This is a genomic window from Prosthecodimorpha hirschii (assembly GCF_001305515.1).
In the GTDB taxonomy this organism is placed as follows: Bacteria; Pseudomonadota; Alphaproteobacteria; order Rhizobiales; family Ancalomicrobiaceae; genus Prosthecodimorpha; species Prosthecodimorpha hirschii.
The window spans coordinates 2,855,779-2,869,127 of the sequence record NZ_LJYW01000001.1 but is presented as its reverse complement, the minus strand read 5'-3'; the positions used below and the strand labels follow the sequence as shown (position 1 = coordinate 2,869,127).

The 13,349-nt window shown below is 70.3% G+C and carries 14 protein-coding genes; 6 read left to right on the top strand and 8 right to left on the bottom strand.

Going from position 1 to position 13,349, the window contains the following annotated elements; genetic code table 11:
* Window positions 1–8: 8 nt before the first annotated feature.
* The 7 genes from ABB55_RS12535 to ABB55_RS30620 all read right to left on the bottom strand — a co-directional run bounded on the left by ABB55_RS12535 (window position 9) and on the right by ABB55_RS30620 (window position 6,590).
* On the bottom strand, window positions 9–767 hold the full coding sequence (locus tag ABB55_RS12535; RefSeq protein WP_054359105.1) for a GntR family transcriptional regulator: 759 nt from the start codon (window positions 765–767) through the stop codon (window positions 9–11).
* Window positions 764–1,741 (bottom strand): PDR/VanB family oxidoreductase, encoded by a 978-nt coding sequence (locus tag ABB55_RS12530; RefSeq protein WP_054359104.1) that lies wholly within the window; start codon window positions 1,739–1,741, stop codon window positions 764–766. Before ABB55_RS12530 ends, ABB55_RS12535 begins: the two co-directional genes overlap by 4 nt.
* Before the next feature lie 4 nt (window positions 1,742–1,745).
* Entirely contained in the window at window positions 1,746–2,828 is a 1,083-nt protein-coding gene (locus tag ABB55_RS12525; RefSeq protein WP_054359103.1) for an aromatic ring-hydroxylating dioxygenase subunit alpha, read from the bottom strand.
* A 246-nt stretch (window positions 2,829–3,074) separates the two neighbouring features.
* Complete coding sequence (locus ABB55_RS12520; protein WP_054359102.1) at window positions 3,075–4,247, bottom strand: ABC transporter substrate-binding protein; 1,173 nt, start codon at window positions 4,245–4,247, stop codon at window positions 3,075–3,077.
* Between the two features lie 62 nt (window positions 4,248–4,309).
* Window positions 4,310–4,642: a YciI family protein gene (locus ABB55_RS12515; protein ID WP_054359101.1), complete on the bottom strand. Its 333-nt coding sequence runs from the start codon at window positions 4,640–4,642 to the stop codon at window positions 4,310–4,312.
* Window positions 4,639–5,559, bottom strand: coding sequence for a class III extradiol dioxygenase family protein (locus tag ABB55_RS12510; RefSeq protein ID WP_054359100.1), 921 nt, complete (start codon window positions 5,557–5,559; stop codon window positions 4,639–4,641). The genes ABB55_RS12515 and ABB55_RS12510 overlap by 4 nt, the downstream gene beginning before the upstream one ends.
* Window positions 5,559–6,590: an alpha/beta fold hydrolase gene (locus tag ABB55_RS30620; protein ID WP_244472027.1), complete on the bottom strand. Its 1,032-nt coding sequence runs from the start codon at window positions 6,588–6,590 to the stop codon at window positions 5,559–5,561. The genes ABB55_RS12510 and ABB55_RS30620 overlap by 1 nt, the downstream gene beginning before the upstream one ends.
* 225 nt (window positions 6,591–6,815) lie before the next feature.
* Here ABB55_RS30620 and ABB55_RS12500 point away from each other — a divergent pair, with 225 nt between their 5' ends.
* The 6 genes from ABB55_RS12500 (at window position 6,816) to ABB55_RS12475 (ending at window position 12,227) form a co-directional block, all read left to right on the top strand.
* Window positions 6,816–7,754: a LysR family transcriptional regulator gene (locus tag ABB55_RS12500; protein ID WP_054359099.1), complete on the top strand. Its 939-nt coding sequence runs from the start codon at window positions 6,816–6,818 to the stop codon at window positions 7,752–7,754.
* A 96-nt stretch (window positions 7,755–7,850) separates the two neighbouring features.
* On the top strand, window positions 7,851–8,963 hold the full coding sequence (locus ABB55_RS12495; protein WP_054359098.1) for a 4-oxalomesaconate tautomerase: 1,113 nt from the start codon (window positions 7,851–7,853) through the stop codon (window positions 8,961–8,963).
* A 32-nt stretch (window positions 8,964–8,995) separates the two neighbouring features.
* A complete protein-coding gene (locus ABB55_RS12490; RefSeq protein ID WP_054359097.1) occupies window positions 8,996–9,718 on the top strand; it encodes a PIG-L deacetylase family protein in 723 nt (240 codons plus the stop codon).
* On the top strand, window positions 9,715–10,407 hold the full coding sequence (locus tag ABB55_RS12485) for a 4-carboxy-4-hydroxy-2-oxoadipate aldolase/oxaloacetate decarboxylase (RefSeq protein WP_054359096.1): 693 nt from the start codon (window positions 9,715–9,717) through the stop codon (window positions 10,405–10,407). Before ABB55_RS12490 ends, ABB55_RS12485 begins: the two co-directional genes overlap by 4 nt.
* Window position 10,408: 1 nt before the next feature.
* Entirely contained in the window at window positions 10,409–11,287 is an 879-nt protein-coding gene (locus ABB55_RS12480; protein ID WP_054359095.1) for an NAD(P)-dependent oxidoreductase, read from the top strand.
* A complete protein-coding gene (locus ABB55_RS12475; RefSeq protein ID WP_054359094.1) occupies window positions 11,277–12,227 on the top strand; it encodes a catechol 2,3-dioxygenase in 951 nt (316 codons plus the stop codon). Before ABB55_RS12480 ends, ABB55_RS12475 begins: the two co-directional genes overlap by 11 nt.
* 84 nt (window positions 12,228–12,311) lie before the next feature.
* Here the strand turns inward: ABB55_RS12475 and ABB55_RS12470 are convergent, their stop codons facing one another.
* Window positions 12,312–13,274 carry a LysR substrate-binding domain-containing protein gene (locus tag ABB55_RS12470; protein WP_083463569.1) on the bottom strand — a complete coding sequence of 321 codons (963 nt, stop codon included), beginning with the start codon at window positions 13,272–13,274 and terminating at the stop codon, window positions 12,312–12,314.
* Window positions 13,275–13,349: the final 75 nt, after the last annotated feature.

Below are 13,349 nucleotides of genomic sequence, written 5' to 3'. Positions count from 1 at the left end.
ACGCCAGGCTAGACCTCGGCCCTCCGGATCAGCGCGGCGCCCGGGACCAGCGCGAGGTCGCGCTGGTCGGCGAAGGCGCGCTCGAGATTGCGGTGCGCGATCCGTGCATGCTCGCGCATGATCGCCTCCGCCCGGCTGCCTTCGCGGCGCTCGATCGCTGCGATCACGCAGCGATGCTGGTCTTGTGCGATGGTCAGGATGTGGTGGGATTCCGGCGACCGGGTCTGGACCGGCACCAGGGCGCTCGGCGAGGCGAAGGGCAGCGCGCTCGCCCGCTCGATCTGCCGCGCCAGCGCGGTGCTGCCCGCCATGGCGATGACCAGCGCATGGAAGCGGGCATTGAGTTCGACATAGAGCGACACGTCGATCTCGATCGTCTCGCGCCGGACCACGGTATCGAGCTCGGCCAGCAGGGCCCTTGCCTCGCGCAGCTGGGCCGGGCGCACGCCGCGCTCGGCCGCGAGCCGGGCCGCGAGGCCTTCGAGCGTGCCGCGGATCTCGATCGCCTCGGCGAAGTCGCGCTCCGAGAAGGCCTTCACGGCGAAGCCGCCCGACGGCAGCGCCTCGAGCAGGTCTTCCTGTTCGAGCCGCACCAGCGCGGCCCGGATCGGGGTGCGCGACATGCCGAGCCGGTCGACCATCTGCAGCTCGGACACCCGCTCGCCCGGCTTCAGCGCGCCCTGCACGATCAGATCGCGCAGCAGCAGCTGGGCCTTCAGGGTCTGCGACGGCGACTTCTCGATGACCGGGGCCGCGGCGCGGGTCATGGCGCCATCCTGTCCGCGGTGTCGACCGTGATCGACCCGCCGGCCACCCGCGACACGCAGGTGCACAGCTTGGCGTCGCTCGCCTTCTCCTCGTCGGAGAAGAACACGTCGCGGTGGTCGACGATGCCGTCCTTGTCCAGGATGGTCAGCGCGCACAGCCCGCATTCGCCGCGCCGGCAATCCGAGATCATCTCGACCCCGGCAGCCTCCAGGGCATCCAGCATGGAGGCGTTCGCCGGCACGTCGATCTCGCGGCCGAGCCGCGGGATGCGCACCGTGAAGCCCTTGGTGGCGAAGCGGCCGCTCGACCCGAAGGTCTCGAAGCGCAAGCCGCCGACCGGCCGGCCGCTCGCCGCCCAGGCGGACTTGGCGTCCTCCAGCATGCCGATCGGGCCGCAGACATAGAGCTCGCCGCCCGGCGCCAGCCGTTCGATCTCGGCCGCGAAGCCGATCCGGCGGCCCTCGTCGGAGACGAAGCACTCGAGCCGGCCGCCGATCCGCTCGGCGAGATCGTCGGCGAGCGCGAGGTCGGCCCGGCCGCGCGCGCCGTAGAGCACCCGGAACGGCACGCCGGCCTCCTGCAGCGCCAGCGCCATCGAGTAGATCGGCGTGATGCCGATGCCGCCGGCGACCAGCAGATAGTCGGGCCGGTGCGGCGACAGGGCGAAATGGTTCCCGGGGGTGGAGACGGTCAGCCGGGCGCCGGGCGCAAGGCTCCACATGTAGGCCGAGCCGCCGCGGCTCTCGGGCAGGCGCTTGACCGCGATCCGGTAGCGGCCGTCCTGGCAGGGGCCGACCACCGAATAGGACCGGCGGTCGGCGCGCTCGCCGATCTGCACGGCGACATTGATGTGGCTGCCCGGGGCCGGCGGCACGAAGGCGCCGTCGGTCTCGATCTCGATGAGGCGGATGTCGGGCGTCAGGTCGCGCGCGGCGGCAAGGCGCGCCGCACGCCATTCGATCGTCTCGGCCATCGGCTCACTCCGCCGCCACGCCGGGACGGAAGGCCGAACCGGGGCTCTCGGCCTCGATCATGTGGTCGATCAGACGCCGCGCCCAGAGCGCGCCGGCGTCGATGTTGAGATTGTAGAAGGGCATGCGCGGATTGCGGTCGATCGCCTTCTGCTGCGCCTCCAGGACCTCGAAATCCTGGTCGTAGAGCCCCTTGCCGTCGTTGACATGGGCCTTGGTGAGGGTCGCCGTCAGAGCCGCGTCCTCCTTGTGGAAGGTGCGGACGAAATTCCAGTGATAGTGGCAGGTGGTCGCGGTCTCGGGCGTGATCGCGGCCAGGAAATGGCCGTTGACGCCCTGCCGGCGGTCGCCGTCCGGTGCGCCGGTGCCGTGCACGGCCACGCCGACATCGCCGGAGATGATGGTCGGAGCCTGGAAGGTGATGATCTGCCAGCGGTCGACGCGGCTGCCGGGCCGGCCGAGCTGCTTCTCCCAGAAGGGCGGCGGCTCGATGTCGATCATCCAGCGGGTCAGCGTCGCGGAGCGATCGGTATGGGTCACGTCGAACGGCGTCGCCGTGATGGCGTCGTCGCCGATCGAGCCGGCATGGACATAAGTCTCGTGGGTCAGGTCCATCAGGTTGTCGATGACCAGCCGGTAGTCGCACTTCATGGAATAGAAGGTGCCGCCCTCGCCGATCCACTCGGTGCCGTCGTTCCAGTGGAAATCGGGCATCTTTGCCGGGTCGGCCAAGGCCGGATCGCCCGGCCAGACCCAGATCATGCGGTGGCGCTCGACGACCGGGAAGGCGCGCACGCAGGCCGACGGATTGATCGTCTTCTGCGCCGGCATGTAGGTGCAGCGGCCGCCGGCATCGAAGACCAGGCCGTGATAGCCGCAGACCACCTCGTCGCCGCGCAGATGGCCCATCGAGAGCGGCAACAGGCGATGCCAGCAGGCATCCTCCAGCGCCACCGCGGTGCCGTCGCCCTTGCGGTAGAGCACCATGTCCTTGCCGCAGACCGTACGGGCGGTCAGGTCGCGCTTGACCTCGTGGCCCCAGGCGGCGGCGTACCAGGCATTCAACGGGAACGTCTTGGTCTCGGTCATTGTCGTTCCTCCCTGGTCAGGGACTGTATACAGACATTGGAAAAATTCAACGGAAATTGCGGGTTTCTACGCAGGGTGCGACGCCTTGTCAGCGGCTCCGGCGGTCTTCCTGTGTACAGGTCGATTCGGATGTGCGGAAACCACCCCGCCGAAAGGCGGGGGGCAGGGCGGGCTTGCGGGATCGGGCCTGGAGAAGCGGTCGGGTCCGTGGGCCCGACCCAGTCGTGTCGTGGGGGGAGCGGCCGGTCAGTTGGCCTTGGCGGCCTTGACCGGGTCCTTGACGTTCGGCGTCGTGGCGAACTCGACGTTGTAGAGTTCGCCGTTCACGCGGGCGACCTTGCGGACATAGATGTTCTGGACGATGTCGCGGGTCTGCGGGTCGATCGAGACCGGGCCGCGCGGGCTCGTCCAGCTCATGCCCTTCATGGCGGTCACCAGCGCTTCGCCGCCGGCGCCGTTGGTCTTCTTGAGGCCTTCGTAGATCAGGTGCATGCCGTCATAGCCGCCCATGGCCATGAAGTTCGGGCGGAAGCCGGCCGCCTTCTTGAAGGCTTCGACGAAGGCCTTGTTCTCGGCGCTGTCATGGGCGGCCGAATAGTGGTGCGAGGTGACCACGCCGAGCGCCACGTCGCCGACGCCGTTGAGGAGGTCGTCGTCGGTGACGCTGCCCTCGGCGATCAGCTTGATGCCGCTCTTGTCCAGGCCGCGCTCGACGAACTGGCGCATGAACTGGGCGCCGACGCCGGACGGCACGAAGGCCAGCAGCGCGTCCGGCTTGGCATCGGCGACCTTCTGCAGGAAGGGCGCGAAGTCCGGATTGGCCAGCGGCACGCGCAGGTTCTCGATGGTCCCGCCGGCCTTGGTGAAGGTCTCCGAGAAGGACTTCTCGACATCGATGCCCGGGCCGTAGTCGGAAACGATCGAGACCACCTTCTTGATCTCGTTCTTGGACGCCCATTCGGCGAGCGGCACGGTCGCCTGGGCGGCGGTGAAGCTGGTGCGGACGACGAAGGGCGAGGCCTCGGTGATGATCGAGGTCGCGGCCGCCATGACCACCTGCGGGGTCTTCGACTGCGTCGCCAGCGGGGCGGTGGCCAGCGCCAGCGGCGTCAGGCCGAAGCCGGCCAGCACCGCGACCTTCTCGTTGACGATCAGTTCCTGCGCCATGCGCTTGGTCACGTCGGCGACGCCGGTATCGTCCTTGACGATCAGCTGCAGCTTCTTGCCGGCGACGGTATCGCCGTTCTGCGCCATGTAGAGCTTGACCGCCGCGTCGATCTGCCGGCCCGTCGAGGCAAAGGGGCCGGTCAGCGGCAGGATCAGGCCGATCTTCACGGTCTCTTCCGCGCGCGCCGGCATGGCGGCGAGGCCAACCGCGAGGGCGGCCACACCGGTCTTGAGCAGGGTCCGTCTGTGCATCGTCTTCCTCCCGATGGGAGCCGGTCCGGATCGTACCGGCCGGCTTCGTTCCGATTTCGACTTCAGGCGGCGCGCGGCGTCATCGGATCGATCCGATGCGCCTGGAACTGCGCCGAAAGCGGCGTGATCTCGATCGTCTCGACGAGGCCCGCCAGGGCATAGGGGTCGGCTGCCGCGAAAGCCTCAGCGGCCTCGCGCGAGGCGGCCTCCAGGATGCCGAAATTGCCGGTCGGGCTGGCGCCGTCCTCGGCCGTGGTGGCGCTGCCGACCAGGACCCGGGCGAGCCCGCCGCCGCCGGAGGCGACATGGGCGCGGTGCGCGTCGCGGTGGGCGGCGCGGAGCGCGTCGAGGCCGGGCCGGTGCCGGCAGACCATCAGCCAGAAGGTCGTGCTCATGCGGCCTGCACCTCCGGGTCGGTCGCCGGCGCCTCTGGGCCGGGGGACGGCGCCACCGGGTCGGCTTCCTCGGCCGTGGCGGCATTCTCCATCACGATCATGCCGGCGCCGGTCATCGAGGCCGGCACGAAATAGTGCGTGTGGCGGACGACCACGTCGCGGTCCATGGCGCCGCGCATGACCAGCCACATCATCAGCTCGGCGCCTTCGCTGCCGAACATCTCGACGTAGCGCTCGCGCGACATGGCGGCCAGGCGGTCCGGATCGGTCGCGATGTCCTTCAGGAAGGCGCGGTCCGCCTCCGGATTGACGAAGCCGGCGCGCGAGCCCTGCAGCTGGTGCGACAGGCCGCCGGTGCCGATCACCACGACGCGCTCGTCGCCCGGCCAGGACTCGATCGCCTGGCGCAGCACCCGACCCATCTCGTAGCAGCGGCTCGGCAGCGGGATCGGATACTGGATCACGTTGACGAAGATCGGCACCACCCGGACCGGCCAGGCCTCCGGGCGGCCGAAGAACAGCTCCAGCGGCACCTGCAGGCCGTGATCGACCTCGATCTCCTGGCAGATCATCGGGTCGAAGCGGCTGTCGACCAGCGTATCGATCAGGTGCCAGGAGAAGTCGGCCGCGCCCTCGAAGGGCGGGATCGGGCGCGGTCCCCAGCCCTCGTCGACCGGGCGATACTCCTCCGCGCAGCCGACCGCGAAGGTCGGCACGCGGTCGAGGAAGAACGAATTCCCGTGATCGTTGAAGATCACCACGGCGATGTCGGGCTTCGCGCGGGCGATCCACTCCTTGGCCGGAACATAGCCGTCGAAGAACGGCTTCCAGGCGTCCGTGCCGGCCAGGCCCTTGTCGATCGCGGCGGCGATCGAGGGCACATGCGAGGTGCCGAGACCTCCGATCAGCTTGGCCATTATCGCTTCCCCAGTCGCTCGCGCAGGAACGTGTCGTGGTCCATGCCGGCCTGATGTGCCCCGATCTCGGTGATGCGGACCGGGTCCACGGCGGAAATCTTGAGAATGAAGAAGAGGTTGCCGCCCAGCCGGACCATCTCGCGCCAGTCGCGCGCCATCACGGCCCGCTTCTCCTCGGCGGAGAGGCCGAAGCGGTCCAGATAGGCCTCCTCGCCGGCCAGGAAGGCGGCGCGGTTTTCGGGCCTGGACAGGCCCATCGCCATCTTGTTGATCCGGTAGCCGCGCCGCGAGCGGGCGCGGTCGAACAGCGGCACGGCCGGGATGCTGTCGGCGGGCGTCTCGGGCAGTCCGAGGAAGCGCAGGAGCGCGGCGGTCACCTGTGCGGGCTGTTCGGCCGGGGCCATGTGGCCGCTGTTCTCGATGACGACCAGTTCGGCGCCCGGGATCGCGGCGGCGATCTCCTCGTTCTGGGCGAGCGGGCTCCAGCGGTCCTGCCGGCCGACCATGACCAGGGTCGGGCAGCGGATGGCGCCCAATTGCGGCAGCGCATCGGGCCGGTCGAGCAGGGCGCGGATCTGGCGGCGATGCTGCTCCGGCGTGGCGCGCAGCACCATGGCGCCGAGCGGTTCCATCAGGCCGGCATCGCCGATGCGGTCCTCGTGCACCATCGGCGGCAGCCAGCGCGCGGCCAGCGCCGCCATGCCGTCCCGGTCGGCGAGATCGACCAGCACCTGCCGGGTCGCCTCCTCGCCCTCGCGGCGCGGTCGCGCGCCGGTATCGAGCAGGACCAGCTTGGCGATCCGCTCCGGCGCCCGGCGCACCATCTCCAGCGCGACCCGGCCACCCATCGAATGGCCGACCGCGACGATCGGGCCGTCCCTGAGCGCCAGCGCCGCCTCGGCCATGGCGCCGATCTGGTCCAGCTGCGAGAAATCGGCCACCACGACGTCGGCATGGGGCTGAAGCGCCGCGATCTGGCCGCTCCACATGCTCGCGTCACAGAGAAGGCCCGGTAGAAGGACGATCTGCACGGCGTTTCATCCCAGGGAAAGCGCTGTCGTTGCTTTCGGAGCGGAGCGCGGATCGGATGCCGCGGCCGCCTTGTCGGCGCCATGCTCCGTCCCGCCCGGTCCGGCTCTTCCGGCCGGTCCTCCGGCGGTTAGATGCTGGAATGCGGACAAATGAAGCAAATGGTTTGTTTTGTGCCTTTCATGAAATAGATTCATAGGAACGATCGACCGTAACGGAATGCCGTCATGCGCATCGACTTTCTCGGCCTGCACGCCTTCCTGGCCATCGCGGAACGCGGCAGCTTCCAGCAGGCCGCCGCCCATCTCAATCTGTCGCAGACCGCGCTCAGCCACCGCATGCGCAAGCTCGAGGACGATCTCGGCGTCCGGCTCCTGGCGCGCACCACGCGCGAGGTGGCGCTGACGCCGGCCGGGCTCGACCTGCTGCCGCGCGTCAAGGCGACCATCGAGGGCCTGGCGGCCTCGCTCGAGGACCTGCGCGGCACCGGCAAGGCGCGCCAGGAACGCATCGCCGTCGGCTGCCTGCCGACCATCGCGGCCGGGCGCCTGCCGGCCGTGCTGATGCGCTTCCGCCGTGCCCATCCGGACGTGACCGTCCAGGTCTACGACAATTCCGCCTCCGAGATCGCCCGCCATGTCGCCGAAGGCACGATCGAGTTCGGCATCACGCTGCTCGCCGCGCATCGCTGGGATTTCGAGGTCGATCTCCTGGCGCGCGAACCCTTCGTGCTGGTCTGCCGCGCCGATCACGTTTTCGCGGCGCGGCCGACCGCCAGCTGGGCCGAGCTGGAGGGCGTGCCGCTGATCCGCATCAGCCAGCAGACCGGCAACCGCATGATGATCGACGACGCGCTCGGCAGCCGGCGCGAACAGCTGTCCTGGCGCTACGAGGTCCAGCATGTCGCGACCGCCATCGCGCTGGTGCGCGCCGGGCTCGGCATGACCGTGGTGCCCCGCCTCGCCCTCGACACGCTCGACCGTGGCGACCTGCATGTCATGCGCCTACGCAATCCGGGCGTCACCCGCCAGATCGGCATCGTCTCGCGCCGGGCCGCGCCCCTCTCGCCGCTGGCCGAGGAGCTGCGCCGCTACGTGGTCGAGGAGTTCAGCCCGAATGCCGCCGACGGCGACGAGGATGAGCCGGGCGGGACGGCGCATACCTGAATCTCATTCATGAAAGGCGCCAAACAAAGCATTTGCTGCATGACGCATCCGGGCTCAGAACTCCTCTCCGTCACAACGAGGTTCGGGAGGAGAGCCATGCAACCGCGCGTCCCCTGCATGCTGATCCGGGGCGGAACCTCGAAGGGCGCCTATTTCCTCGCCGCCGACCTGCCCGCCGACCCGGCCGCGCGCGACCGGCTGATCCTCTCGGTGATGGGCTCGCCGGACAGCCGGCAGGTCGACGGCCTCGGCGGCGCCCATCCGCTGACCAGCAAGATCGCCATCGTCGCCCGCTCGACGAAGCCCGGCGCGGACGTGGAATTCCTGTTCGGCCAGGTCCTCGTCAACGAGGCGCGCATCGACTACACGCCCAATTGCGGCAACATCCTCGCCGGCATCGGCCCCTTCGCGATCGAACGCGGGCTGATCGCCGCGAGCGACGGCCGCACCACCGTGCGGGTGCTGACGCTGAACACCGGCACGCTGGCGGAACTGACCGTCGAGACGCCGAACCGGCGCGTGCGCTACGGCGGCGCGGCGCGGATCGACGGCGTGCCGGGCACGGCCGCGCCGATCGCGGTCGCCTTCATGGACACCGAAGGCTCGGTCTGCGGCGCGCTCCTGCCGACCGGTCACGCCGTCGACCGGGTCGCCGGCGTCGACTGCACCCTGATCGACAACGGCATGCCGGTCGTGGTGCTGGCCGCGGCTGCGGTCGGACGCACCGGCCTGGAGCCGCGCGACCTGCTCGACAAGGACCAGGACCTCAAGGCGCGGCTGGAGGAGATCCGGCTCGAGGCCGGTCGGCTGATGGGGCTCGGCGACGTGTCGAAGAAGGTCGTGCCGAAGATGTGCCTGGTCGCGCCGCCGGCGGCCGGCGGCACGCTCGCCACGCGCAGCTTCATCCCGCACGAGTGCCACGCCTCGATCGGCGTCTTCGCCGCTGTCAGCGTCGCCACCGCCGCCATGCTGCCGGGCAGCCCGGCCGCCGCGGTCGCGCAAGTCCCGGCCGGCGCCGACAAGACGCTCTCGATCGAGCATCCGACCGGCGAATTCAGCGTCGTCCTGACGGTCGGCGGCAGCCCGGAGGCGCCGGTCATCGAGCGCGCCGGCCTGTTGCGCACCGCGCGCCTGCTCTTCGACGGCATCGCCTTCGCGCATGAGGACCTCGCCGAGGCCGCCGCCGCGCCGGCCCGCGACGCCGCCTGATCCTGCTTCGCATCCGATCCACAGAGGGTTCCATGGCCACCGACAAGACCGGCCTCGTCGTCACCGCCCATCCGGGCGACTTCGTCTGGCGCGCGGGCGGCGCGATCGCGCTGCATGCCGCCCGCGGCTACCGGATGAAGATCGTCTGCCTGTCCTTCGGCGAGCGCGGCGAAAGCCAGTGGGCCTGGAAGAAGGGCGGCGTCTCGCTCGCCGAGGTCAAGGCGCAGCGCCGCGACGAGGCCGAGCGGGCCGCCGCCACCCTCGGCGCCGAGATCGAGCTCTTCGATGCCGGCGACTATCCGCTGCACCCGACGCCCGAGATGCTCGACCGGCTGGTCGACATCTACCGCGATCTCAAGCCGGCCTTCGTGCTGACCCACTCGCTCGAAGACCCCTACAATGTCGACCACCCGGAGGCGACCCGCTTCGCCCAGGAGGCGCGCATCATCGCCCAGGCGGCCGGCCACAAGCCGAACCCGGACCTCGCCTATGCGGCCCCGCCGGTGTTCCTGTTCGAGCCGCATCAGCCCGAGCAGTGCAACTACAAACCCAACGTGATCCTCAATATCGACGAGGTCTGGGAGACCAAGCGCAAGGCCTTCGAGGTGCTGGCCGCCCAGAAGCATCTTTGGGAATACTATACCCGCGTGGCGCTCAACCGCGGCGTCCAGGGCGGGCGGAATTCCGGCAAGGCCATGACCTATGGCGAAGCCTATCAGCGCATCTTCCCCGAAATCGTCGAGGTGCTGGCATGAAGCCCGTCGTCGTCACCGGCACCCCGCGCACCGACCAAGGCGTCGCCGACCGCCTCGCCGTGCTCGGCGTCGCCACCGCCCATGAGGCGCTCGGCCGGTCCGGGCTCCTGAAGCCCTATATGCGGCCGATCTGGCCCGGCGCGGCGATCGCCGGCAATGCCGTCACGGTGCTGGCCCAGCCCGGCGACAACTGGATGATCCATGTCGCGGTCGAGCAGTGCCGGCCCGGCGACGTGATGGTGGTCGCCTGCACGGCCGACAACACGGACGGCATGTTCGGCGACCTGCTCGCCACCGCGCTCAAGGCGCGCGGCGTGATCGGCCTGATCATCGACACCGGTTGCCGCGATGTCGCGACCTTGACCGAGATGGGCTTCCCGGTCTGGTCGCGCGCCGTTTCCGCCAAGGGCACCGTCAAGGCGACGCTCGGCGCCGTCAACGTGCCGGTGGTCTGCGCCGGCGCGCTGGTCAAGCCCGGCGACGTGATCGTGGCCGACGACGACGGCGTCCTGGTCGTGCCGCGCCGCGAGGCCGAGGCGACCGCGATCGCCGGCGAGGCGCGGCTCGCCAACGAGGCCTCCAAGCGCGAGAAGCTCGCCGCCGGCGTGCTCGGCCTCGACCTCTACGGCATGCGCGAGCCGCTCGCCAAGGCCGGCCTGACCTATGTCGCCTGGACCCCGGAGGACTGACATGACCGAGCGCATCGCGCTGATCGGCTTCGGCGAGGTCGGCCGGCTGTTCGCCCGGCAATGGATCCGGCAGGGCGTCGCCGTGACGGTCTATGACCGGCTGTTCGACGATTCCGCGCGCGGTGCCGCCCTGAGGGCCGATGCGGCCACGCTCGGCGCGACTGTGGCGACCGACCATGCCGGCGCCTGCCGCGGCCAGCCCCTGGTGATTTCCGCCGTCACCGCCGACCAGGCCGTGACGGCCGCCCGCCAATGCGCGCCGGCCCTGGCCCCCGGCCAGACCTATGTCGACCTCAACTCGGTCTCGCCGTCGACCAAGGCCGAGGTCGCCGCGGCGCTCGATCCCAGCGGGGTCGATTTCGTCGAATGGGCCGTGATGGCGCCGGTCGCCGAGCCCGGCATCGCCGTGCCGATCCTGGCCGGGGGCCCACGCGCCGCCGCATGGGCCGGCCGGCTCAACCCGCTCGGCATGCGCATCGACGCGGTCGCCGACCGCATCGGCGTCGCCTCGGCCACCAAACTGTGCCGGTCGATCGTCATCAAGGGCATGGAGGCGCTGATGGTCGATCTCGCCGCCGCCGGTGCCGAGCATGGTGTGCTGCCAGCCGTGCTGGCCAGCCTGACCGCCTCCTATCCGGGCATGGACTGGGCGCAGATCCTCGCCGTCATGCCGACCCGCGTCGCCCGTCACGGCGTGCGCCGGGCCGCGGAAATGCGCGAGGTCGCCGTGATGATGCGCGAGGCCGGGCTGTCCGGCGCGCTCGCCGAGGCGATCGCGGTGCGCCACGAGACCTTCGCGGCTGCCGCCCGGGCCGCCGAGGCAGCGACCCCGTCCGCGCCCCCGTCCCCATCGGAGCGGAGCCCCGCCCATGTCGCCTGAACCGATCCTCGACATCGCCCATCTCGGCCATCTCGAACTCCTGACGCCGAAGCCGCAGGAGAGCCTGGACTTCTTCGTCGACGTGATGGGCATGACCGAGAGCGGGCGGTCCGGCGACAGCGTCTACCTGCGCGGCTGGGACGACTACGAGTATCACACGCTCAAGCTGACCGCCTCGGCGAAGCCCGGCATGGGCCATATGGGCTTCCGGGCGCGCAGCCCGCAGGCGCTGGAGAGGCGCGTCGCGGCGCTCCGGGACACCGAATTCGCGATCGGCTGGACCGACGGCGACGACGGCCACGGCCCGGCCTTCCGCTGCCGAGACCCGGACGGCCACGTCATCGAGCTCTACTACGAGACCGTCCGCTACGAGGCCCCGCCCGCGCTCAGACCCGCGCTCAAGAACCAGGCCCAGCGCTTCCCGGCGCGCGGCTGCAACGTGCGCCGGCTCGACCACCTGAATTGCCTCGCCCGCGACATCGCCGCCAACCGGGTCTTCTTCGAGACCTATCTCGGCTGCCGGCTGACCGAGCAGATCGTGCTCGACAGCGGCATCGAGGCCGGCATGTGGATGACCTTCACCAACAAGAGCTACGACTTTGCCTATACGCGCGACGCGACCGGCTCGATGGGGCGCTTCCACCACCTGACCTATGCGGTCGACAGCCGGGAGGACATCCTGCGCGCCGCCGACATCTTCCTGGAGGCCGGCGTGCCGATCGAATCCGGTCCGCACAAGCATGCCGTCCAGCAGACCTTCTTCCTCTATGTCTTCGAGCCCGGCGGCAACCGCGTCGAGATCGCCAATGCCGGCGCGCGTCTGATCCTGGCGCCGGACTGGAAGCCGGTCGTGTGGACCGAGACCGAGCGCAAGAAGGGCCAGGCCTGGGGCCTGAAGACGGTGGAGAGCTTCCACACCTACGGCACGCCGCCGGTCTGATACCAAGAGGCATTCTGAATGCCTCTTGGTATTCCGTTTGCGGATTTTCCATGTCTCTGACACCTATGGGAAATCCGCATGATTTCAACGGTCGGATGCGTCAGCATCCTCGACCGTTGGCATCAGGACCCGCTCTCCGCCCTGCAGCCGGCGGCCGAGATCGCGGGTCAGCTGGATCAGGAGATCGAGGCCGGGGCGATCGGCGCCGGCCTGGCGGGTGGTCATGCCGACCGAGCCGGACAGGAAGCGCGCGCCGGTCGGGATGGCGACGAGATCGCCGCGCGCCAGATCCTCGGCGATCACACCGGCCGAGATGAACCAGACCGCGTCGGAGCCGAGCAGCAGGCCGCGGCCGACCGCCAGCGAGACCGTCTCGAACACCGGCACCGCCCCGCCGAGGCCGTGGGCGGCCAGATAGTCGGCGACCGGGCGGCGGATGATCGCGCCGGCCGGCGGCAGGATCAGCGGCGACCGGCGCAGCACGTCGCGTGCCGGCAGGCCGGCGAGCGGATGGCCGGCGCGGGCGCAGAGCAGGATCTCCTCCTCGTAGAGATGCTCGAAGGTCAGGCCGGCCATCTCGGCGGCCTCCGGCATGCGCCCGACCATCAGGTCGATGGCGCCGTCGCGCAGGCGGCGCAGCAGGTAGGTGTTCGGGCCGGTCTCGACCGACAGCACGATGCCGGCCCGCAGCGCGCCGAAGCGCAAGGCCACGCGCGGGAACAGCCGCGCCGCCACTGTCGGCAGCACGCCGACGTCGATCCGCCCGCCGGCGGTGGCCGGGGCGAGCGCCGCCGCGCCGGCCTCCAGCGCCTCGACCCCGGCGGCGGCATGGCGGCGGAACAGGCGGCCGGCCTCGGTCAGCGCCAGCCCGCGGCCCTGGCGCAGGAACAGCGGCTGGCCGAGCATGGCCTCCAGTTCGCCGAGGCTGCGCGACAGCGCCGGCTGGGTCAGCCGCCGCGCGCGGGCCGCCGCCGACAGGCTGCCCTCGTCGGCGATCTCCAGGAAGGCACGGATATGGCGCAGCTTGATGCCCGGATGCATAACCATTTCGGTATGGATCGCGCCTCAGTTTGCAGTATCGCGGGGCCTTTGACTGTGGAAGGTTATAGGTGACCGGCCGAG

Bases quoted from the DNA above. Each gene is read 5' to 3' on its own strand.
- ABB55_RS12500 (WP_054359099.1), top strand. From the start codon at position 6,816: ATGCGCATCGACTTTCTCGGCCTGCACGCCTTCCTGGCCATCGCGGAA.
- ABB55_RS12530 (WP_054359104.1), bottom strand. From the start codon at position 1,741: ATGGCCGAGACGATCGAATGGCGTGCGGCGCGCCTTGCCGCCGCGCGC.
- ABB55_RS12525 (WP_054359103.1), bottom strand. From the start codon at position 2,828: ATGACCGAGACCAAGACGTTCCCGTTGAATGCCTGGTACGCCGCCGCC.
- ABB55_RS12520 (WP_054359102.1), bottom strand. From the start codon at position 4,247: ATGCACAGACGGACCCTGCTCAAGACCGGTGTGGCCGCCCTCGCGGTT.
- ABB55_RS12490 (WP_054359097.1), top strand. From the start codon at position 8,996: ATGGCCACCGACAAGACCGGCCTCGTCGTCACCGCCCATCCGGGCGAC.
- ABB55_RS12485 (WP_054359096.1), top strand. From the start codon at position 9,715: ATGAAGCCCGTCGTCGTCACCGGCACCCCGCGCACCGACCAAGGCGTC.
- ABB55_RS12495 (WP_054359098.1), top strand. From the start codon at position 7,851: ATGCAACCGCGCGTCCCCTGCATGCTGATCCGGGGCGGAACCTCGAAG.
- ABB55_RS12480 (WP_054359095.1), top strand. From the start codon at position 10,409: ATGACCGAGCGCATCGCGCTGATCGGCTTCGGCGAGGTCGGCCGGCTG.
- ABB55_RS12470 (WP_083463569.1), bottom strand. From the start codon at position 13,274: ATGGTTATGCATCCGGGCATCAAGCTGCGCCATATCCGTGCCTTCCTG.
- ABB55_RS12515 (WP_054359101.1), bottom strand. From the start codon at position 4,642: ATGAGCACGACCTTCTGGCTGATGGTCTGCCGGCACCGGCCCGGCCTC.
- ABB55_RS12535 (WP_054359105.1), bottom strand. From the start codon at position 767: ATGACCCGCGCCGCGGCCCCGGTCATCGAGAAGTCGCCGTCGCAGACC.
- ABB55_RS12475 (WP_054359094.1), top strand. From the start codon at position 11,277: ATGTCGCCTGAACCGATCCTCGACATCGCCCATCTCGGCCATCTCGAA.
- ABB55_RS12510 (WP_054359100.1), bottom strand. From the start codon at position 5,559: ATGGCCAAGCTGATCGGAGGTCTCGGCACCTCGCATGTGCCCTCGATC.